Below are 18,794 nucleotides of genomic sequence, written 5' to 3'. Positions count from 1 at the left end.
CCGCCAGGTCACCATTCCGCTGCACGTCCTGTTGCAGTGGGACGACGAAGGGAACGACCGGCAGGCGGCCCTGGACCTGTTCGACGCCTTCGGCTCCAGAAAGAAGACGCTGCACGCCAATATGGGCGGGCACACCGGCGTCCCGCAGTTCGCGGGGGACGCGGCCGCCCAGTTCTTCACCCGACACCTGAAGTGACACGCCTGCCCCTCGTGACGGGGAGTCCTACGGGGTGTCGTGCAGAGGTGCGTGGTTGGTTCGCACGAGGCGTTCCCCGCCGAACCTGAGGGTGAGGTTACGCAAAGGAGAGGGGAGGTTGCGGGCCTTGTCGCGGCGGTGGTTCTGTGCCAGGACCCACTGGATGCGGGTTCTCCGGCGCTCCTGGTAGGCGGCCAGAGCCGGGCTGACGGTCTCGGTGGTCGCCGCGCTGAGGACGTCCGCCAGCACGAGGGCGTCCTCCAGGGCCATCGCTCCGCCCTGGGCCATACTGGGCGAACAGGCGTGCGCGGCATCGCCGATGAGCACCACGCGCGGGCGCACCCAGTCCGTGCCAGCGATCTCCGCGAGGGATGCGAAGTGCGCGCCCTCCGCTTGTTCCAGCAAGGACGGGACGGGATCGGCGAACCCCGCGAAAAGTGACCGCCAGTCACCGGCGGGCGGCTCGGGATCCGCGCTGTTGATGTCGGCGTAGCAGTAGACCCGGTCGTCATCCAGGGGGACGGTCAGAAAGGTGCGGCCTCCGCTGCCCAGTCGCGCGGTCCAGTCGGTCGTCCCTGCGCTCTGCGGCGTCTGCTCGGCGACGAACCTCCAGCAGATCTGCCCCAGGAAACGTGGCGCCTCGTGGGAGAACACGGTACGGCGCACCGTGGAGCCGACACCATCAGCGCCGACGACGAGATCGTACGTCCGCTGCTCACCGCTGGAAAACGTGACGGCGCCCTCGGCGCTGATGTCGGTCACGGCGGTGCCGCGCCGTACGCCCGAGGCAACGAGCGAGGAGTGCAGCATGGCGTGCAGTTCGCTCCGGCTGATCGCGAAGCAGTCGCCCACCTCGCCCCAGATCGTGCTGAGGGGGAACTGGGTCAGGACGCGCCCGCGGTGGTCGAGGATCCGCTGCCGTCTCACGGAGTGCGCCCGGTCGGCGAGTTCGTCGCCCAGGCCCAGCCGCCGCAGTGCGCGCACCGCGTTGGCCGGAAGGTACAACCCGGTTCCCGCGGAACGCAGTTCACCGTCGCGCTCCACTACGTCTGCGCTCATGCCGTTGCCCTCCAGGGCCCGGGCCAGGGACAGCCCCGCGATCCCGGCGCCGACGATGAGTATGCGAAGTTCCGCCATGCTGAAGTCCTTGATCCGTGTGGTGGAGGTGCGGGGCCTGGAGGAGAGATGGCCCTGCGGGAGACGGTGTACAGGTTCCGCGGCCGATAGTCCCAGACCACGTACCGGTCACCACACCGACCGCCGCTGTTCATGAGCCGCCGAGCAACGGCGTTCTCGGGCCTGTTGTCTAACTGGGTGACCCGAAACCCCACCGCACACGTACCGCTTGAAAGGTCACTTCCGCATGCGCATTCACCGGACCATCGCAGCCACGGCCACCCTGGCGCTGGCTCTCGGCACAGCCGGCTTAACGGCGTCGACCGCCCAGGCCGCCCCCTCCGCTGCCCCGGCCCCGGCCTCAGTCGTCGTCGTGGACGGCGAGCTGTGGTACAAGGCGGCGCCCGGCCAACAGAACAAGGTGACAGTCGACGAAAAGATCGACCACCGCGGCGAGCACGACTCCTTCTACGTCCTCACCTTCCACGACCGGTACGACATCGACATCTCCGCCGACGCGGCGGAGGGAGACGAGTGCGTGTACCCCGAGGAGGGCGACCGTACCGCCGTGCGGTGCGCGGTCAAGATCCCGGAGAACTCGGACGACTCCGACAGCTACGACATCGATCTCGGCGACAAGAACGACACCGCGATTCTCGCGCCGGACAGCCAGGCCTGGGCCGGGATCTACGGTGGCAAGGGCAACGACGTCATCAAGGCCTCGGAGTCCGCGCTCCTGCACGGCGGCGAGGGCGACGACCGTCTCGACGGCGGTGGCGGCCCGTTCGGGTTCGGCCCGTGGGGCGAGGCCGGGAACGACACCCTCACCCGCTGTAGCCAGGACTGCTTCGGCGGCCCCGGCCATGACTCCCTGACCGGTACCGGCGAGGAGAACTCCCTGCACGGCGAGGACGGCGACGACGTCCTGCGCGGCAAAGGCGGCGCCGACATCCTCTACGGCGGCAAGGGCAACGACACCCTGTACGGCGCGGCGGGCAACGACACGCTGTGGGGCAACAGCGGTGACGACGTCCTGTGGGGCGGCACAGGCACCGACAAGCTCTCCGGCGGCCCGGGCCGCAACGAACTCCACCAGGACTGAACACTCCCCCGAGCCGGGCTGCCAGCCACGCCCGGACCGCGTATCACTCCCCACCCGACGACACCCCGCGTGGCCATCCGTTCGCGGTGCCGCTTCTCGCCCGACGCCAGGCGGGTGCGCATCGTCGGCGGGGTCTTCAGGTGCGCCTTGAGAGTGGTCAGCAGCAGACCGGACGGCCGCGTCGCGATGCCCTTGCCGTCGACCTGGATCACCAGCGTCGTGGGAGCGGTCGACGGCGCCGGGACGCGAGGGGCGTGGAAGCCGTCGATGTCAACGGCCGCGCGGGCGACCAGATAGTCGGCCTGACGTTTGCCCAGGACCTTCCCGCACCGCAGCTCGATCGCCTCCTTGGCCTGGTCGTAAGAACCGCGCGGCGGCGCAGGCCATGCGAGTGCAGCCCGGCGGGTAGCGACAGGTCCGCATCCAGGGGGCGGACGCTGGTCATCGACCTGCCCCGCCACGCGGTCCGCGTCACGGTCACGGCGCCGAACACGCAGGCCAGACGCCTGCAATGGCCCACCTCGCGATGCGGGCGAACCTGTCCGTCCGCACCCCGGACCGCCGGGCGGCCGGCGCGTTCCCCCTGCTCGCGGCCCCGCGCCTCGATCGGGTCCTCCAGATCGTGGTGGGTCCGATCCGCGGCACGATTTGCTTGGGCCTGCATCGGCTTCGCGGCGTCGGTGAGGACCTCGATGCCGAGCTCCGCTTCGAGCGCCTCCACCCGGCCCGGGCCGCCGCCTCCCGCGCCTCCAACTCCCCGATCAACGACCCCATCAGCGTCGCCTCCTCCACCCACACGGCAGAGACCCGACCACGCCGCCCCTCATGCGCAGTCGTGCGTCAGCCCGCCCGCTTATAGGTAAGGACGGTCTTCGGGTGGTTGCCGATCTTGCGTAGGCGCAGCGGGCCGTCCGAGGACTTTACGTCGAAGTCGTACTTCAGCTCCTCCGGCGGGCAGTTGATGGCCCTGGTGCCCTGTTCGAGCTTGAAGTTGCTCATGGACAGGTCGTGCTGGTCGATGCCGGTGACAGTGGCGCTGCCCTTGCATCGCGGGCCGGTGCGGGTCTCGATGACCACGCGTGCGCGTCTGCCCGGCTTGACCTGGTGGATGGTCAGCTGCTGGCTGCCGTCCGTGGCTCGCCACCGGCCCACGAACCAGGGGTGGATGGGCTTGTACTTCGTGGCCGCCTCGGCGAATCCGGAGCCTTTGCGCCAGGTCAGCGTGGTGGTTTCCAGCATGCTGGAATGGACGAAGTCCACTCGGGCGCCACCGTCGCGGATGCGGACCTTCGGCCAGACGAGGGTGTTTTTGGTCGGGTCGGTGGTCCAGGAGGAGAGGTCCCCGGTGGCGACGGCCGCGATCACCTCTTGCGGTTCTTCGCCGTCCGTGCAGTGCTGGCCGAAGCCGGCCGCGAGCCACACGGTGTCCCGGTACGCCTTTGCCCTGATGCCGTCGCACGGTTTGGTCCCGGTCTCATAGACCGTCTTCCGGGCGGACCAGGCGTCGTCAGAGGTGTGGCGATGCTGTGCCTCCAGGCCGCGGCGAGTGAAGCGGAGGGACACCTGCCGGCCGTCGGACAGTTCGAGGACGGTGTGGTCGTCGTCATTCTCGACGACCCGTGAATCAGGCTTGTTTTCGGGTTCGCGGTGGAACGTCGCGTGCTTCGCGCTGCTGCCGGACGGTCCCCTGTCCGATTGCTCGGCTTGCTCGGCGCAGCCGCCGGCGGCTGCGCCGAGCATCAGCACCGCTACCGCCCACGCCGCTGTGCTCTTCGTTCTCATGCCGGGTCAGCTCCCCTGTACGCCGTGCCGCGATGCCCGGTCCGGTGGGTGGCACGAACTCGTCGATGCTAGTCGGTGGGCGGCCCGCCCCGCTCGGCCCCCCGGCACGGTGCGGCCCCGGCGGTTCCGTCACTCGTCGAGGACGGCGGCGACCGCACCCGGACCGGGGCCGCCACCTCCCACGCCTCCAACTCCCCGATCAACGACCCCATCAGCGTCGCCTCCTCCACCCACACGGGTAGAGACCCGACAACACCGCCATCACCCACAACCATGATCTCCCAGCTCAAACCATCGGGGCCGTCCCCGGAAGAGAGCTACGCCCAAGGGCGATAGCGTCGCAGCCATGACGACCAACACGCGCGGGCTCACCGCGGACTCCACCGAGACCACCCCGGCCTCCGCCGGACAGGGCCGCACCGCCCGGCTGGCCGCCGACAGCAGCGTCCTGTTGATACCCGTCGTCATGTTCGCGGTCCCCGTCGTCCTCGTCCGGGCCGGGAGGATCTCCGACGGGTACCTCATCCTGAACCTGGTCTCGCTGCTCATCAGCGGCCTGGTGGCGGTCTATGCCCACATGGGCTGGCACGCCCGCCTGCACGAGGGCGGCCTCCTCTCCGCCCGCACCCTCACCGGGCGGCACACCATCGACCTCGCCCGGCTCTCCAAGGTCGGCCGTCTTGAGGTGCCGGGCCAGACGCGGACCGACGACCGGCTGATCCTGACGGACGCGCACGGCGTGCGGGTCATCCTGAACAAGTTGAGGGGCGGTGACGAGACCATCGACGTACTCGTCCGTCGCGCGCTGATGGCAAGGCCGGCCGGTGCCGGAGTGCTCATTTCGGACCGTGCCGCCGAACGCCTCGACCTGCGGACGGAACTGACCCGCCCCCACGGCCGCTTCCGGCCCGGCCGCAAGATCCGCGAAGGCCTCATCGGCTTCCTGCCGCTGCTGTCCCTCTCTGTGATGGCACCGGTGGCCTTCGGCCTCTTGGCCCTGGCCGTCACCCTCACCGACGTCTTCTGAGGAGGCCGACGATCATTCGCGATCACAAGGAGCGCGTTACCGAAGGGATGACAGCCCCTCAACGCCAAGAAGGGCATTCGCCGGATCTCTGCCGCGTCGGCCGTCTAGCGTACGGAGACGCCGCGCTGCCCACCGCTGCCGCCTGAGGAGGAACCCTGTGTCATCGCCCTGCGATCCCGCGCACTCTCCCGTCGGCGATGTGGGCGCAGCCCTGATGATCATCGACTCCCGGCTCAAAGGCATCCGCGACGGCAAGAGCGGGGCCAGCTCCGAACACCAGGCGCTGATCAACCAGTTCGCCACGTCACTGGGGCCCAAGGAGGTCCATGACGTGCTGGACGGGGCGTGCACGCTCATCTACATGTTCATGACGTGGCTGCGGAAGGCCCACGAGGAGCACGGCAAGGACGTCATCGAGTACGTGGTGCCCACGCTCGTGACCACGATGCGCATGATGCCCAAAAGCGTCCGCCCCGAGGCCATCCCCACCATGGCCGGCCTGGTCATCGCCGCGGGCACCGGCCTGAGCCCCAACCTGTGGCGCAAACAGTACGGGGACTGGACCGAGGCGGAGATGAATCCCCTGGAAGCCACCGCCTTCCTGCTCGCGGAACACATCAACCGCATCACCGACGACCCCGACTTCGCCACCCGCATGATCGCCGAAGCTCTGTCCAGTGCGGACGAGGACTGACACACCGCGGCCTTCGCGGAAGCCTCCAGGGCCTGCTCAGGGGCGATCGTGAAGCTGTGGCGGCAGCTCCACCCAGCGGCGTGACGAGCGACGTTCCACCGCTCCCTGGGCGTCGCTGATACGCAGACCTGCCATAGCAGCGGCGTAGGCGAGGGTGTTGGCGCCGTGGGGGAACGTGTACCGCCGCTGCCAGAAGCGAAAGTGCCAGTGGGCGGCCGGGGCCGACTCGTCCGGCCACAGGTCGATCTCCTCGGACAGAGCGACTTCGCCGTCCCGGGCCAGCGTTCCGAAAGTGCCGCCCTTGGGGTTGAAATAGATGCCGTACGCGTCAGTGCCTGCCGATATCGCGCGTAGCACGGCGTCGTCGCTCGGCATATACCCCTCTTGTGTGATCACGCAGCCGCCGGGCGCACCGGGCACGCTCGCCACGCCTACGTAGCGGAGTGATTCGTCATAGTCCGATAGGTCGAAGGGGCCGCGTTCAAGGTCCGCCGTCGGGCACTTGGCGGGGTCAGCACCCAGACGCCGTATGACCTCTACCTCGCTCAGCCCCCGCACGAAGCAGAGACCGAGCCCCTCGGTCCACAGCTCTCGATCGCCGCACGCCGCGATGAGCGCGTCCGCTTCCCGGAAGGCGGCGGCCTCTTCGACGGGCAGCTCCACTTTCCCGGGCAGTCCCGCGACGAGCGGAGCGAGGGGTGTGGTCAGCAGCAGGCGGCCCGGTGACCAGGGCCCTATCTGTGGGGTCCACACATCGGCACCGGATGCGATCAGCGCACGGACGCTGTCCTCGTCCACCGTGCAGGCGGCGTACCAGAGAGGAGTGTGCTCGTCCTCGTCGCGTGCGTCGGCCTCCGCGCCATGGGCCAGAAGCGCGGCGACCGCTTCCCCCGCCCCGCGCTCCGCCGCCTGGTGCAGCGGGGTCGACTCCTGCCCTACGACGCGGGCGCCGGGCGGCGCGCCCGCGTCGAGCCGGGCCCGGATCACCGCCGCGTCGCCCCAATCGTCGTAGGCCATCCGCTCCCAGTCGGCCCGCGGCACATAGCGCAGCCGCTCTTCCTCCTGACGGCGCAGCATCATGCGTTGATGTCCGGTCAGAGGTGGAGCGAGGAAGCCAGGCGGTCCTCCCATTTCGATGGTGGAGAAGGAACCCAGCTGACCCTCGGGGTCCGGTGGCTCCAGTCCCGGCCAGACCTCGAGCACCCGCGCCGAGGAGGCATGCAAGGCGGCCGTGTCGATCGCGGTGCGTATCTCGTCGATGCCCTCGTCCGGCCACTCGACGACCAGATGCGCTTCACCGGGCGGTGGCAGTTCCGCCAGATACAGGTCGACGTCGGTCTTGAAGAGGGACCGGCGGGGCCCGTGCAAGCCGGGGTCCAGTGGGATCAGCCCGACGGCCTGGTCCGTCATCGCCGTGGACTTCTCTCCATCCGGCCTTGTCCAGTGCACGGCTCGCTGCACCGTGGGGTCCAGTGAGGTCACCCGACGGCCGTCGCAGAACAACAGACCGACCCTGAGCCCCGACTGCCGACCGGAGTCCGCACTCCGCAGGCGGGCCTTGCGGAAGACCGACAGATGCAGGGTCGCCGCGTGCGGCCACAGGGACCATCCCGTCATCACCACCCGGGCGTGCTCTCCAGCGCCGGCCACCTCCAACTGCGAGTGGAGCACCGGCGCGAACCAGTCGACGGGCGGCGCGTAGCGCGCGGCGTCCTCGCCCGGCGGGCTCAGCCGTACCAACGCGGTCCGCTCCGCGGCCGGTTCCTCGGGTAACACCAGATCGTCGAAGAATCCCATGCGCCGATGGTGACAGAGGGGTCTGACAACGCCTGCATACCGCCAGTGTCCGTGTCCTATGGCAGTGGGTGTCAGAGTCAGGCGCGTCGGGATGATCGCCCGACGTTCGTACTCGTCCACGGCGCGCGCAGCAACTCCGCCGTCTGGTCGCCGCTGCTGCGGGAGCTTGCCCTCCTGGGTCACCGGTCGCTGGCGGTGGATCTGCCCGGGCACGGCGCCGATGCCTGCTTTCCCCTCTCGTATCAGGCGCCCCAGGACCTGGACGCGTTCACCGCGCAGTCGTCCCCGCTGGCCGAAGTCACCCTGGATCGCCTTGTCCTGCGAGAAGCGGATATAGGTGCGGCGGCGAGGAACTCAGGGTCCTTCGAACGCCAGTTGACAGATCGGGCACCGCATCGCCGACCCGGACGCGCCGCACGGCTTCGACGACGTGGGCGACGTTGTCCTTGCACACCGTGGACGCCAGCCGCCTCGGCGTGTGGCTGCATCCCGCCGAGGTGGCCAAGGTCCTGGACGGCCTTGTGGGCGGATAGGTCACTCTGCGTATCCACTGGCTGAGGTGGTCATGCTCTAATCGCCGGATGACGAAGATCGAATCAGCACTGATACGACGTTGGGTGAGCGGCTGGACCGCGGCTCGCTCCCTGCCCGACGCCGAGCCGGTCGAGTACGGCGAGGACGGCTTGTGGTCCAAGTGCAACCAACCTGGCCGCGAGGTCGAGGTGTTCGCGCTGCGTGCGGACGAGGAACCCACGTCCTTGGCACGGCTGGCGGCATTCGTCGCCGCCGCACAGCAGACCACCTGGCTCACGGTGCCTACGCTGCGCCCAGGCACCGTGGAAGCCGTCGTCAGCGCCGCCGGGCTCCAGGTGCTCCGCCGGTCCGAGTGGTTCATGACGTCCGATCTGACCGAGCACCCGCGGCACGCGCTCGCCGCGCCCTACGCACGCGAGGTCCGCACGGAGGGACCCGTCACGGTCGTCTCTCTCCATGACTCCTCCGGAGCGGTGGCGGCGCAGGGCACCATCGCTGTGATCGGCACCGATGCGATCGCCGATCGCATCGAGACGGACGCGGCGCACCGCCGCCGCGGCCTGGGCCGCGCCATGATGAGCGCTCTGGCGGAGGCCGCGGTGGCCCAGGGTGCCCGTACCGGCCTCCTCATCGCCAGTGAGGAAGGCCAGCGCCTCTACTCCTCCCTCGGCTGGCACCACGATGCCGACGTCCTGATCGCACAGGGGCCGGGGGTTCCCCCCGACAAGTAGGACCAACTCAAGCCGCACACAAAGGGCCCGTACGCGCTGTGCGCGTACGGGCCCTTTATCGAGCGCCGGGCAGGCCTTGCACCTGCATTTCCCCGCAGGAAGCGGGGCGTCTTTCCTTGGACCACCAACGCATCGCCAGCTACCGCGTGTTGCGGTGACCAGCTCAAGATCTACTGTATCCCAGGGAAGTCGACACCAGGACAGCCAGGACAGCCAGGACATGGGCTATCTCGCCCCGTCCCCTTGCCTGTTCAGCCACTGAACACTGCCCCTCAGTACCTGGCGCGCCGAGCCGCAGGCCACGTATGCAGGGAGGATCCCGAGTCCGCTCCCCGGAAGGCCCCCATGCGTCCCCGCGAAAACTCCCGATCCGCCGACGAGAAGAAGCCCAGCCGGGCACCGGACCGCACCCCGGCGCCAACAGGTGCGGCCGCCGGGAGCACGTCCGCCCAGGCGCTCGCGGCGCTACAGCGCACCGCTGGGAACGCCGCGGCTGTTCAGATGCTCCGTCAGGCAGGCCACCTCGGAACGCAGGAACAGCACCAGCACGGTGCGGGCTGCGGACACCAGCAAGCCGAACCGGCCGTACAGAGGTCTGCCGTCCACGATGTCCTCCGTAGTGGCGGACAGCCCCTGGACGAGGCCACCCGCACCGACATGGAAAGCCGCCTCGGTGCGGACTTCTCCGACGTCCGCCTGCACACCGGCAGTGCCGCGAAGGCGTCGGCCGCCGAGGTGGGCGCCCGCGCCTACACCTCCGGCAGCCATGTCGTCATCGGCGACGGTGGCAGTGACAAGCACACCCTCGCCCACGAACTCACCCACGTCATCCAGCAACGCCAAGGTCCCGTGGCGGGCACGGACAACGGCGCGGGGCTGCGTGTTTCCGATCCGGGTGACCGGTTCGAGCGCGAGGCCGAGGCCAATGCCACCCGGGTGATGAGCAGTCCCGTACAGCGCAAGTCGCCCGTGGAGGAGGACCGGTCGACAAGGGTGCCCGCTGCCGAGGAAGTCCGGGTGCAGCGCGTCGCCACGCGGGGTGCCACCGGGAATCTGCCGCTCCCCGCCTGGGACAGGCACTCGCCGGTGTGGACCGCTCCTGCTTTCGGTCCTGTGAACCCCTACGGCGGGCCGCTGACCCGCACGGGTGGGTCGAGTGTCTCGGTCACCTTGGGGCCGAGTGTCAACGCGCCGGGGAACACCTACGGGGGTTCTCGTCCGGCGCCCGCCGAATGCACGATCGTCAACGAACTCAACCAGAGGGACGGCGACGGCTGGATCAAGGGGCACCTGTGGAACGACAACTTGGGCGGCCACGGGGTCTCGATCAATCTGACGCCCATGACCAACAGTACGAACCAGAACTTCAACCGCAGGTTCGAGGAACCTCTGAAAATGATGCTGCTCGCGTGCACACGGCACGCGCAGAACAATGCGGGCTCACCCTTCTGGTACGGCGTCACCTTCCATGTCCGTACCTACGGCCAGATGTCGACCAACCCTGCTGAACTGGAGTACTTCGTACCGCAAGGGGTCGAGTACACGGCGAGCTATGTGCAGATGGACAGGGTGACCCAGGCAGTCAGCCCGGTAGCAGCACCTGTCGGCTTCCCTCCTGTGATCACGTAAAGGTGAGCAAAGGGGGCGAGTTCAGGTCCTACCACGAGCCGGCAAGAACGTTCCTTTCCGTAAGGTCGGCGGCTCAATCGGGGTACGTGGGCCCCTGAGAACAGGTGGCTTTTCCACACTTTCGCTGATGACGGAAGTCTCGTATCGCTCCGGGCGTCCAGCCACCTTGTAGGTGGACCGTCGGCCGGGAAAGACCACGCGGTACCACTCGTCGCCCCGTCCGGCGGTCGTGACGTTCACCTCGACCCCGAACTCACAGTCCTTGTCCTTGGTGAAGAAGGAGAGGTCGAACGCTCTGGCGTCGAAATCTTCGCCCCCATCAAGGTAGATGGCCTTGGCGAAGGCGTTTCCGGAGAGGTTCCACGCGCCGTCGGCAGGAGTCCGGCCTTCGTTCTTCCACGGCCTCGGGACGGGTTCCGTAAGGTCGAAGGCGACTGCTGTGGGAAGCGCCTCGCCTCCGCTGTCTCCGAAGCTGGGGGGAACCACAGCGGTACCGGTGTAGCGCGTGGGTTTGCAGGAGAGGTTGGTGATCCGCATGTTCTGGATCACCACCGTGCCCCGGTGGATGGGAAAGATGGTGACGCGGACCGTGGCTTCATTGACTTGTAGGCCTTTGTTCTTCGCGAACCAGGCCCAGTACTTGTCCGACAGGAAGCCGCCGTCCGGCAGGCTCGCCGCATTCGTGGTGCGTTGAGCGAGCGCGAACTGGTGGCTGAAAGAGAGGTTCGGATCGCCGGCCGCGATGTCGATCGCAGGGCCGATCGTGAGGCGTTCCTCTTTCGCGTCGTCCTGCTTGTCCTTGTTCCGCTCACGAGCCTCGGCCTGCTTCGCGACATCGGAACTCTGTACGGCCGCGGGAAGTCCCCAGATCGCGACGGCCGACGAGACGACGACGCCCACAGCGCCGATCACCGCGAACACCCTGAGCGTCCACTGCCATGCCGTGTTCGGCCGGGCGTTGTCCTCCCCGTCCTCCCCTCCGGAGGCCGCGGACCGAGTACGTGCGCCCCCCGGATCCGGTTCGGCAGAGGGCCTTGCTTCAGGCGGGGACGGCTCGGTCGAAGGTGAACCGCTTCTCGGCGGCTCGTTATCCGGAGGGGGTAATGACGAAGGTGGAGTGGAAGACATGAAAGCCTCCTGAACGTCGCCGGCGTCAACGAACTTCATGACCGTACAGCGCGGGACACCACGTGACACCTACGGGATCGCCCGAGCCGTTGGCGCTCGCTTTCACCGCCGTACACCCCGTGGGTTCTGCCCCTCCGGCCGCCCGTACCTGCCCGGCCGTACCTGGCCCCGGGGAGCGCCGCGCGGTGAAAGGTCCGGAAAGCGCGTTCCAGAATCCGCTCGCCCCGTCCGACAATGCCACGGTCGCCACGGAGGTGGCGGTCGGGGACCGGCACCGCGTTGGGGGTGTCTCCCCGCTCCGTGACGGGAGTCTGTGGTGCTGCGGATCCATTTCACCGCGGAGGATCTCGCCCGCACCCGGGTGGCCAGTACCATCGGGGCCGCCGCGGAGACGTATTACAGCCTGGAGATGCTGTGCAGGCGTTCCCTCCCGTTGCCCTTCCAACGGTGGCGCGCCACCGTGGCCGGCCGGCTGGGTGAGGACGCCGAGCCCCTCACCTCACTGCTGCCCGGTCGAGGCCCGGGCCTTGACTTGCTGGCGCTGGCCGGGGACTCCCCCGACATCGACCACGCCGTGGAGGCTCTGCTGCGGGCACCCCGCGCCCAGCTGCGCCGCGAGCTGGAACCCGTCGCCGTCCGCCCCGCCCACATGCCGTGGGCGCGAGCCGTCGCCGACGGGGATGGCGAAGCCCGGCGGTTGCTGGCGGCGGGCCTCGTGGCTTGCCACCGGGTGGCCGTAGCGCCGTACTGGGCGGCTTCCCGGCCCCAACTGGACATCGTACGGGCGCAGTACGCCCGCACGTTCCTCGAAGGGGGAGTCGACGCGCTGCTGGCGTCTCTGAGCCCTCCGCTGGTGCGCTGGCGCCCGCCCGTGCTGGAGATCCGCTACCCCCGCCCCGTCGAGGTCCAGCTGAACGGCAGCGGGCTGATCCTGGTACCGACTCTGTTCACCTGGCGTGCGTTCAGCCTCCTGTACGACCCGTACGACGACGCGTCGGCGCCGCGGCTCACCGTGCCCGCGGTGACCGACCCGGCCACCGGCGCTGCGCTGTGGCATCCCGGGGGCCCCATGCCCGACGACCCCCTGGGCACCCTGCTGGGCCGTACCCGGGCCGCCGCGCTGCGCGTGGCCGCCGACGGTTGCAACACCACCGAACTGGCCGCGCGACTCGGTGTCTCCCTGGCGGCCGTCAGTCAGCACACCAAGGCGTTGCGCGAAGCGCGCCTCATCACCACCAGCCGACGCGGTGGTTCCGTACTGCACATGGCCACCGTCCTGGGCCGGGAGTTGCTGGACGGGAACCGATAGCGCCCCGCGCAGCGTCGCCGCGGGCCCTTAAGCCATGGCTTAAGGGCGTAGCCGCCCGTGCCGGCAGCGCGGAGCATTCATGGCGTTCGGGTGGCCGGGGGTCGAGCGCTCAGGTCGCCCGGTCACCTGGTGACGACGAGAGCTTCCAGAGAAGAACCGAAAGGGGATCGCATGCGATGCGCACGGATGGTCACAGGATCGACAGCCATCATCACCGCTGTCGCCGGGCTGAGCCTGGCGACCGCCGGACCCGCCGCAGCCGCCGACAGCGGCACCTGGCGTGCCTACGGCAACACGAACCCGATCACCTCCAGTACCAGTACGTGGCGTTGCGCCGCTACCAAAACGATCGCCACCAGTGTGGCCGCGCAGGTGTGCGCGATCAGGTCGTCAGGCGGGGGCTCCGTACAGGCGGCGGTGATCGTGCGTAACAACCGATCCGCCCTCTACTCCGTCAAGGCATCGATGGACCTGTACACCTCATCCGCCCGGCTGGGCTCGTGGGTGTGCTCGTCCTCGGGGGTCGGGCCGAACTCGTGGTCGGTGTGCTTCGGACGAACCATGTCCCAGAGCGCCGCGGTGGACTCGTCAGGGGCCGCCAACAGTGTGGGACTCGGCATATCGCCGAAGGTCTGAGCGACGTCCGATTCGGTCGCCGGGCCGAGAAGGGAGCGTGATGTTCGCACCCGCTCACGAGGCGGGTGTTGTTCGGGGGTGTGGTGATGGTCCCGGGGTCAACGGGGCCATCACCGCTGTCGTGGTACGGACCTCGGCCGCACGGAAGAGCGGAGGTTCGCTTTCCCGGGGGCATGAAATTATCCGACGTGCAAATCCGCCAGAGGGCACAAAATTATCCATCCCACAAATCTGACAGAGGGCATAAAGTCCGTTCAGCCGCAATAGCATTGGCAAGAAAATCTAAGCTTGACGGCGTCGTGGAGTTTGCTTATGGTCCAGTCGTTCAGGTTCCCGCTGATCGATATCCGAAGGTGTTAATGACCACGCCTCCCACGTTGCCGAAGTTGCGGCAGCAGTTGATTCTCGCCGTTCTTATGTCGTGTTCGCTGCTTATTTGGCTGGACAATACTGTCCTGAGCACCACGCTGGAGACCCTCGCAGACCCGGCCCGTGGGCTGGGGGCCCATCCCGGTCAACTGCAATGGGCGACCGGTTCGTACACCCTGACCTTCGCCACATTGATGTTCACCGCGGGCGCATTGGGCGATCGGTTCGGTCACCGGACCGTGTTCTCCAGCGGGCTGGTCGTCTTCGCCGGGTCCTCGCTGTGGGCGGCTTACGCAAGCGGTGCGGGCCAGCTGATCGCGGCCCGGGCCGCGATGGGGGTGGGCAGTGCGCTGATCACGCCCGCTATGATGGCCATTCTCATGTGGACCTTCACCGGCCCCGCGCGGGCTGCCGCGATCGGCATCTTCTCGACATCGGCCGGTGTCGGAATGGCTGCCGGTCCAGTGCTGGCCGGGTTCCTGCTCGACCATTTCTGGTGGGGTTCCGTATTTCTGATCAATATCCCGGTCGCGGTATTGGCATTGGTCGGACTCGCCGTACTCGTTCCGAATTTCCGCAGTCCCACTCCACGGCCACTGGACCCCGCCGGCATGCTGCTCTCGATCAGCGGGCTCGTGGCGTTGGCCTATGGGCTGATCCGGGCGGGGCAGGTGGCGGCGTGGAGTCGTACCGACGTCTGGGCGCCGATCGTTGCCGGTCTGGTTCTGCTGGCCGTCTTCGTACTCGTCGAACTGCACGTCAAAGTGCCCAGCTTTGATCCGCGACTTTTCGCACAACGCGCGTTCAGTGGCGGCAATGTGGCGCTCGGATTGCTGCTCTTCGGTGTGGCCGCCATCACCTTCTACAACGCTTTTTACCTGCAAGGAGCGCTCGGATATTCGCCGATGAAGGCGGGTCTGGCCAATATCCCGACCGCGTTGGGCGCGCTCGCGGGGGCACCCATTGCCTCACGCCTGGTGCGCCGCCTGCCGCTGCGCCTTGTCGCCGTCCCCGCGCTCACCGTGGCCGCGCTGACCATGGGCGGGTACGGGTTCCTCGGGCTCCAGACTCCGCTCGCCCAGATCGAAGTCCTGTTGCTGATACAGGGGTTGTCGATCGGCATGGTGATCGGGCCCGTTACCGCCGCCCTGATCAGTGACCTGCCGTTGGAACAGGCCGGTGCGGGGTCGGCCGTCACGAACACCGTGCGGCAGACCGGCAGCGTGCTGGGCATCGCAGTAGGCGGCACGATCATGTCGATCATGTACCGCCGTGCGATCGAGCCGTCACTGGAGGATGCGCCCGGCGCGGTGCAGGAACAGGCGCGCGTCTCCGCCGAACAGGCCCGCCACGTCGCCACCGCGACCCACCGGCCCGCTCTCGCCCAGGCTGCCGACGACGCGTTCATCCACGCCATGCACGTCGGAGCGGGCTGGATCGCGGTCATCGCGCTGCTCGGAGCGGTTGTGCTGCTGATTACGTTGCCTGCTGCCGGAAAGAAGAAGGATCCGACACCGGAACCGGACTGCGAAGAGGCCCGCAGCTCCGTCTGAGAGTGCCCGCTCACCCAGGGCCGCTACGCCCTCGGCGAAGCGGTGACGCACAGGCTCACAGTTGATGTTGAGTGAGCGTCATGAACGTCTTGGTATTGGGTGGAACGGCATGGGTGAGCCGCGAGATCGCGCGGCAGGCACTGGAACGCGGGCATCAAGTGACCTGTCTGGCCCGCGGGGAGAGCGGCGAGACAGCCGAGGGCGCCGTGCTCGTCGCCGCCGACAGGAACGAACCGACGGCGTACGAAAGTGTGGCGGGCCAGGACTGGGACGCCGTGGTCGAGGTGTCCTCGCAACCAGGCTTCGTCCGCGCGGCGCTGGCCGCGCTCGGCGAGCGGGCCCGCCACTGGTCGTACGTGTCGTCGGTCAGCGCCTACGCCTCGCACGCGCAGGCGAACGCGGACGAGTCGGCGCAACTGCTCCCGGCGACCGAGGGGGACACAGCGGGCCGCGACGAGTTCGGGCAGGCCAAGGTGGCCTGCGAGGAGGCCGCGGCAGCCGCCCTGGGAGACCGGCTCCTCATCGCACGTGCGGGGCTGATCGGCGGCCCCGGCGACCACAGCGGCCGATCCGGGTACTGGGTCGCCCGCGCGGCCCGCGAGCCGCTGGCCCCGCTGCTGGTGCCCGCCTCCCCGGACAGGCCGACGCAGGTGATCGACGCGCGTGACCTCGCGGCCTGGCTGCTCGACTGCGCGGAGAAGGGGACGACCGGCACGTACAACGCGGTCGGCCCGATCGTGCCCTTCGGGGAGTGGGTCGCCCTGTCACGGGAGATCGGCGGGCACACCGGTCCGGTGGTGGAGGCGGACGACGACTGGCTGCTCGGGCAGAAGGTCGTACAGGCCATGGGCCCGGAGTCGCTCGCGCTGTGGGTGGCCGACCCGGACTGGGCCGGCTTCTGCGCCCGCGACGGCGCTGCGGCGAAGGCGGCCGGCCTGCGGCACCGCCCCCTGCCGGAGCTGCTGGAGCAGACCCTGCGCTGGGAGCGGGAAGCGGGTCTTGACCGGCCTCGCAAGGCAGGCCTGAGTGTCGAACGCGAACGCCAACTCCTCGAAGCATGGGGGTGAGGGGAGGCGCCGCGCGGCCCGCGGCGGCAGCCGATGAGCGGCGCTCCCCTCCCCCAGCCCGGACAACCTCATCAATCGCCCGGCCCGCACGCTCCCTGGCCTGGCCACGGTGCGTGCCGAGGTCCGCCAGGCCGTCCGCGACGTCCTTCGCCTCACAGTAGGCATCCCACGAGGGGAAGCCCATGGGGAGCCAGACCTTGGTGGCATTCGCTGATCAGCAGCCCATCGGCGGCGTAGGCCCGGTGCGGGCGGTTGCCGATCGCGGCGGCGATGGCATCCCAGGCGTAGGCCACCCGCTCACCGTCGGGGTCCGGTTCCACGGTGGCAAGGGACAGCTCGAAGCCGGTGCCGTCGGCGTCGCGGAACCAGACTGTCTCGTCGCCGGGCGCGACTGGGGCGACAAAGGTGATGTGCGGGCTCCTGCACAGAACAGGCCCGGGCCTGATGCCGGGCCTGCTCACTCTCAAGCATCACCTGGTCAGGACGCGTACACCCCATACCAGTACTGGAAGTCCATGCCGTTGCACGACCACGTACGCAGCCCGTAGGCGAAGCTGTCGTCCAAGCACCGCCCGGTGGCCCGGTTCTGGAGGATGTAACCCTTGTCGTTGTCGTAGCCTTTGACGCGCCATTCCTGCCAGGCTCCGCCGTAGCAGGGGTATGGGCGCAGGCCGAATTCGAAGCTGTCGTCCAGGCAGCGGCCGGTGACCTTGTTGTGGATCTGCCGGAATTCCTTGCCGCTGACTTCCACGCGCTTGGCCCAGAACTGCTGGAAGTCGGTACGGTTGCATCCGAAGGTGCGCAGCCCGTAGGCGAAGCTGTCGTCCAGGCAGCGGCGGGTTTCGTTGTTCTGGCCGTCGAACCAGAAACCGGAGGCCGAGGCCGGGGCGGCATTCAGAGCGATCAGAGCGCCAGCCGCGGCGGTGAGCGCGCCGATACGCGCCGCAACGTGCATGCGTGTCACAGGATGTTCCCCCTTCGGTTGGAAGCGTTGTGCTGGAGGCGGGTGTCGATGCAGCGCAGCACGGGGCCTTCCGCCCTCTGTTCCCCCGCCTGCGCCCTCACATCGTGGCGCGCGCCGTCGGCCGCGAGTTGGTGATGCGTGCGCGGTTACTTGTCGCTCGACGCGGCCCGCTGGGCATCCAGCAGAGCGCGCAGCGCGGCCTGCCGCAGCTCTCTGGGCGTCACCCCGTATGCCGCGCGGAACGCCCGGCTGAAGTCCGCCGGGCGCAGGAACCCCCACCGGGCGGCGATGGCGCCGATCGAACGCCGCCGCAGCCGGGGGTCGGTGAGGTCGGCGTGGCAGCATTTCAGGCGGCGCCGGCGTATCGAGGCCGCCACCGTCTCGCCCTGCCGGCGGAAGAGTGTGTGCAGGGAGCGCACGGAGATGTGGTGGTGTGCCGCGATGGCCGCCGGTCCCAGGTCGGGATCATTGAGGTTGTGGTCGATGAAGGCGTTGATGCGGGCGAGCATGGCCTCTTGGCGGGTCTCGGCCGGAAGGTCGTCGTAAGCTCCGAGGTGCTGGGCCAGGCAGGCGCCCGCCAAGTCGAGCGTCATTGCTCCTAATCGACTCAGGTCGCGCGGGCCGCAGTCGGGGCCGTAGGCGTCCAGTGTCGTCAGGAACCGGGCGAGGATCGCCCCCATGCCGGTGCGGGCCGACAAGGGCTGGGCAAGGAGCCGGTGGACGTTGTCCGGTCGAAGCGGCAGTTCCTCGCGCGGCAATTGCACGATGACCACCTGGATGTGGCGGCCTCTGTCGGGCACCGCGCCCTCGAACGGATGCGATAAGTCGAAGAGCACCATGTCGCCGAGCACCAGTCCGGAATCCTGGCGTCGCTGGTTGATCCACAGGGGCGTGCCGGAGACGAAGGTCAGCTGGTACGTGCTCGGGTCGGACCGCCGGATGTCCGCCCACGCGCGTTTCAGATGTGCGGGCGGGCTGTTGAACGCGGCAACCCGTACGGAGCCGAGGTCCAGCATCGAGGCCGACGCGGGGAAGCCCCCCGCACGGTTCGTGCTGCTGAGGGTGAGCGGTGCCAGCTCACGGGAGACCAACTCGGCCCAGAAGGGCAACTGCTCCTCCGCGGGCAGTTCCTCGTTCGATACATTCAGCCACATTCCGCC

Annotated in this window: 15 protein-coding genes and 3 pseudogenes; 10 read left to right on the top strand and 8 right to left on the bottom strand. The window is 68.7% G+C overall.

Annotated features, from left to right (window positions below; all coding sequences use genetic code 11):
• Window positions 1-196, top strand: a pseudogene (locus tag IG54_RS0135895) (alpha/beta hydrolase); the annotation flags it as partial.
• Between the two features lie 27 nt (window positions 197-223).
• Here IG54_RS0135895 and IG54_RS0135890 read toward each other — a convergent pair.
• Window positions 224-1,333 (bottom strand): FAD-dependent monooxygenase, encoded by a 1,110-nt coding sequence (locus IG54_RS0135890; RefSeq protein ID WP_030794891.1) that lies wholly within the window; start codon window positions 1,331-1,333, stop codon window positions 224-226.
• Window positions 1,334-1,559: 226 nt separating this feature from the next.
• On the opposite strand from IG54_RS0135890, the gene IG54_RS0135885 reads away from it, so the two are divergent.
• Window positions 1,560-2,414 (top strand): calcium-binding protein, encoded by an 855-nt coding sequence (locus IG54_RS0135885; protein ID WP_030794889.1) that lies wholly within the window; start codon window positions 1,560-1,562, stop codon window positions 2,412-2,414.
• A gap of 840 nt (window positions 2,415-3,254) precedes the next feature.
• On the opposite strand, the gene IG54_RS39550 is transcribed toward IG54_RS0135885, so the two are convergent.
• Window positions 3,255-4,196 carry a hypothetical protein gene (locus IG54_RS39550; RefSeq protein ID WP_158708996.1) on the bottom strand — a complete coding sequence of 314 codons (942 nt, stop codon included), beginning with the start codon at window positions 4,194-4,196 and terminating at the stop codon, window positions 3,255-3,257.
• 346 nt (window positions 4,197-4,542) lie between these two features.
• Here IG54_RS39550 and IG54_RS0135860 point away from each other — a divergent pair, with 346 nt between their 5' ends.
• Window positions 4,543-5,223, top strand: a complete 681-nt coding sequence (locus tag IG54_RS0135860; protein WP_030794873.1) for a hypothetical protein — start codon at window positions 4,543-4,545, stop codon at window positions 5,221-5,223.
• A gap of 157 nt (window positions 5,224-5,380) precedes the next feature.
• The gene (locus IG54_RS0135855; RefSeq protein ID WP_030794870.1) at window positions 5,381-5,917 is read left to right on the top strand and encodes a hypothetical protein; all 537 of its coding nucleotides are present in this window, start codon (window positions 5,381-5,383) and stop codon (window positions 5,915-5,917) included.
• Between the two features lie 36 nt (window positions 5,918-5,953).
• Here the strand turns inward: IG54_RS0135855 and IG54_RS0135850 are convergent, their stop codons facing one another.
• A complete protein-coding gene (locus IG54_RS0135850; RefSeq protein ID WP_030794868.1) occupies window positions 5,954-7,714 on the bottom strand; it encodes an ankyrin repeat domain-containing protein in 1,761 nt (586 codons plus the stop codon).
• Between the two features lie 6 nt (window positions 7,715-7,720).
• Between IG54_RS0135850 and IG54_RS43335 the strand changes: the two are divergent.
• The 3 genes and pseudogenes from IG54_RS43335 to IG54_RS43330 all read left to right on the top strand — a co-directional run.
• Window positions 7,721-7,972 (top strand): annotated as a pseudogene (locus IG54_RS43335) (alpha/beta fold hydrolase); the annotation flags it as partial.
• Window positions 7,973-8,295: 323 nt separating this feature from the next.
• On the top strand, window positions 8,296-8,979 hold the full coding sequence (locus IG54_RS0135840) for a GNAT family N-acetyltransferase (RefSeq protein ID WP_037898377.1): 684 nt from the start codon (window positions 8,296-8,298) through the stop codon (window positions 8,977-8,979).
• 345 nt (window positions 8,980-9,324) lie between these two features.
• Window positions 9,325-10,011, top strand: a pseudogene (locus tag IG54_RS43330) (DUF4157 domain-containing protein); the annotation flags it as partial.
• A 618-nt stretch (window positions 10,012-10,629) separates the two neighbouring features.
• Here the strand turns inward: IG54_RS43330 and IG54_RS0135830 are convergent.
• A complete protein-coding gene (locus tag IG54_RS0135830) occupies window positions 10,630-11,529 on the bottom strand; it encodes a hypothetical protein (protein ID WP_030794859.1) in 900 nt (299 codons plus the stop codon).
• Between the two features lie 523 nt (window positions 11,530-12,052).
• Between IG54_RS0135830 and IG54_RS0135825 the strand changes: the two genes are divergently transcribed.
• A complete protein-coding gene (locus tag IG54_RS0135825) occupies window positions 12,053-13,045 on the top strand; it encodes an ArsR/SmtB family transcription factor (RefSeq protein WP_030794857.1) in 993 nt (330 codons plus the stop codon).
• 446 nt (window positions 13,046-13,491) lie between these two features.
• Here the strand turns inward: IG54_RS0135825 and IG54_RS42360 are convergent, their stop codons facing one another.
• A complete protein-coding gene (locus IG54_RS42360) occupies window positions 13,492-13,665 on the bottom strand; it encodes a hypothetical protein (RefSeq protein ID WP_158708994.1) in 174 nt (57 codons plus the stop codon).
• A 375-nt stretch (window positions 13,666-14,040) separates the two neighbouring features.
• On the opposite strand from IG54_RS42360, the gene IG54_RS0135810 reads away from it, so the two are divergent.
• Both IG54_RS0135810 and IG54_RS0135805 read left to right on the top strand, forming a co-directional pair.
• Window positions 14,041-15,603 (top strand): MFS transporter, encoded by a 1,563-nt coding sequence (locus IG54_RS0135810; RefSeq protein ID WP_051820412.1) that lies wholly within the window; start codon window positions 14,041-14,043, stop codon window positions 15,601-15,603.
• A gap of 80 nt (window positions 15,604-15,683) precedes the next feature.
• Window positions 15,684-16,670, top strand: coding sequence for an NAD-dependent epimerase/dehydratase family protein (locus IG54_RS0135805; protein ID WP_030794848.1), 987 nt, complete (start codon window positions 15,684-15,686; stop codon window positions 16,668-16,670).
• A gap of 152 nt (window positions 16,671-16,822) precedes the next feature.
• Here IG54_RS0135805 and IG54_RS0135800 read toward each other — a convergent pair whose 3' ends face one another.
• The 3 genes from IG54_RS0135800 to IG54_RS0135790 all read right to left on the bottom strand — a co-directional run.
• On the bottom strand, window positions 16,823-17,131 hold the full coding sequence (locus tag IG54_RS0135800) for a hypothetical protein (protein ID WP_030794845.1): 309 nt from the start codon (window positions 17,129-17,131) through the stop codon (window positions 16,823-16,825).
• A 17-nt stretch (window positions 17,132-17,148) separates the two neighbouring features.
• The gene (locus IG54_RS38735; RefSeq protein WP_051820411.1) at window positions 17,149-17,625 is read right to left on the bottom strand and encodes an RICIN domain-containing protein; all 477 of its coding nucleotides are present in this window, start codon (window positions 17,623-17,625) and stop codon (window positions 17,149-17,151) included.
• A gap of 155 nt (window positions 17,626-17,780) precedes the next feature.
• The coding region (locus IG54_RS0135790) for a helix-turn-helix domain-containing protein (RefSeq protein ID WP_037898378.1) at window positions 17,781-18,794 on the bottom strand (1,014 nt) is incomplete at its 5' end.

Origin of the sequence: Streptomyces sp. NRRL S-920 (assembly GCF_000717945.1) — a bacterium.
Classification (GTDB): Bacteria; Actinomycetota; Actinomycetes; order Streptomycetales; family Streptomycetaceae; genus Streptomyces; species Streptomyces alboniger.
The sequence above is the reverse complement of the archived record's forward strand: the minus strand, read 5'-3'. Positions and strand labels throughout refer to the sequence as shown.

Bases quoted from the DNA above. Each gene is read 5' to 3' on its own strand.
- IG54_RS38735 (WP_051820411.1), bottom strand. From the start codon at position 17,625: ATGCACGTTGCGGCGCGTATCGGCGCGCTCACCGCCGCGGCTGGCGCT.
- IG54_RS0135890 (WP_030794891.1), bottom strand. From the start codon at position 1,333: ATGGCGGAACTTCGCATACTCATCGTCGGCGCCGGGATCGCGGGGCTG.
- IG54_RS0135850 (WP_030794868.1), bottom strand. From the start codon at position 7,714: ATGGGATTCTTCGACGATCTGGTGTTACCCGAGGAACCGGCCGCGGAG.
- IG54_RS0135840 (WP_037898377.1), top strand. From the start codon at position 8,296: ATGACGAAGATCGAATCAGCACTGATACGACGTTGGGTGAGCGGCTGG.
- IG54_RS0135860 (WP_030794873.1), top strand. From the start codon at position 4,543: ATGACGACCAACACGCGCGGGCTCACCGCGGACTCCACCGAGACCACC.
- IG54_RS0135805 (WP_030794848.1), top strand. From the start codon at position 15,684: ATGAACGTCTTGGTATTGGGTGGAACGGCATGGGTGAGCCGCGAGATC.
- IG54_RS39550 (WP_158708996.1), bottom strand. From the start codon at position 4,196: ATGAGAACGAAGAGCACAGCGGCGTGGGCGGTAGCGGTGCTGATGCTC.
- IG54_RS42360 (WP_158708994.1), bottom strand. From the start codon at position 13,665: ATGCCGAGTCCCACACTGTTGGCGGCCCCTGACGAGTCCACCGCGGCG.
- IG54_RS0135810 (WP_051820412.1), top strand. From the start codon at position 14,041: ATGACCACGCCTCCCACGTTGCCGAAGTTGCGGCAGCAGTTGATTCTC.
- IG54_RS0135885 (WP_030794889.1), top strand. From the start codon at position 1,560: ATGCGCATTCACCGGACCATCGCAGCCACGGCCACCCTGGCGCTGGCT.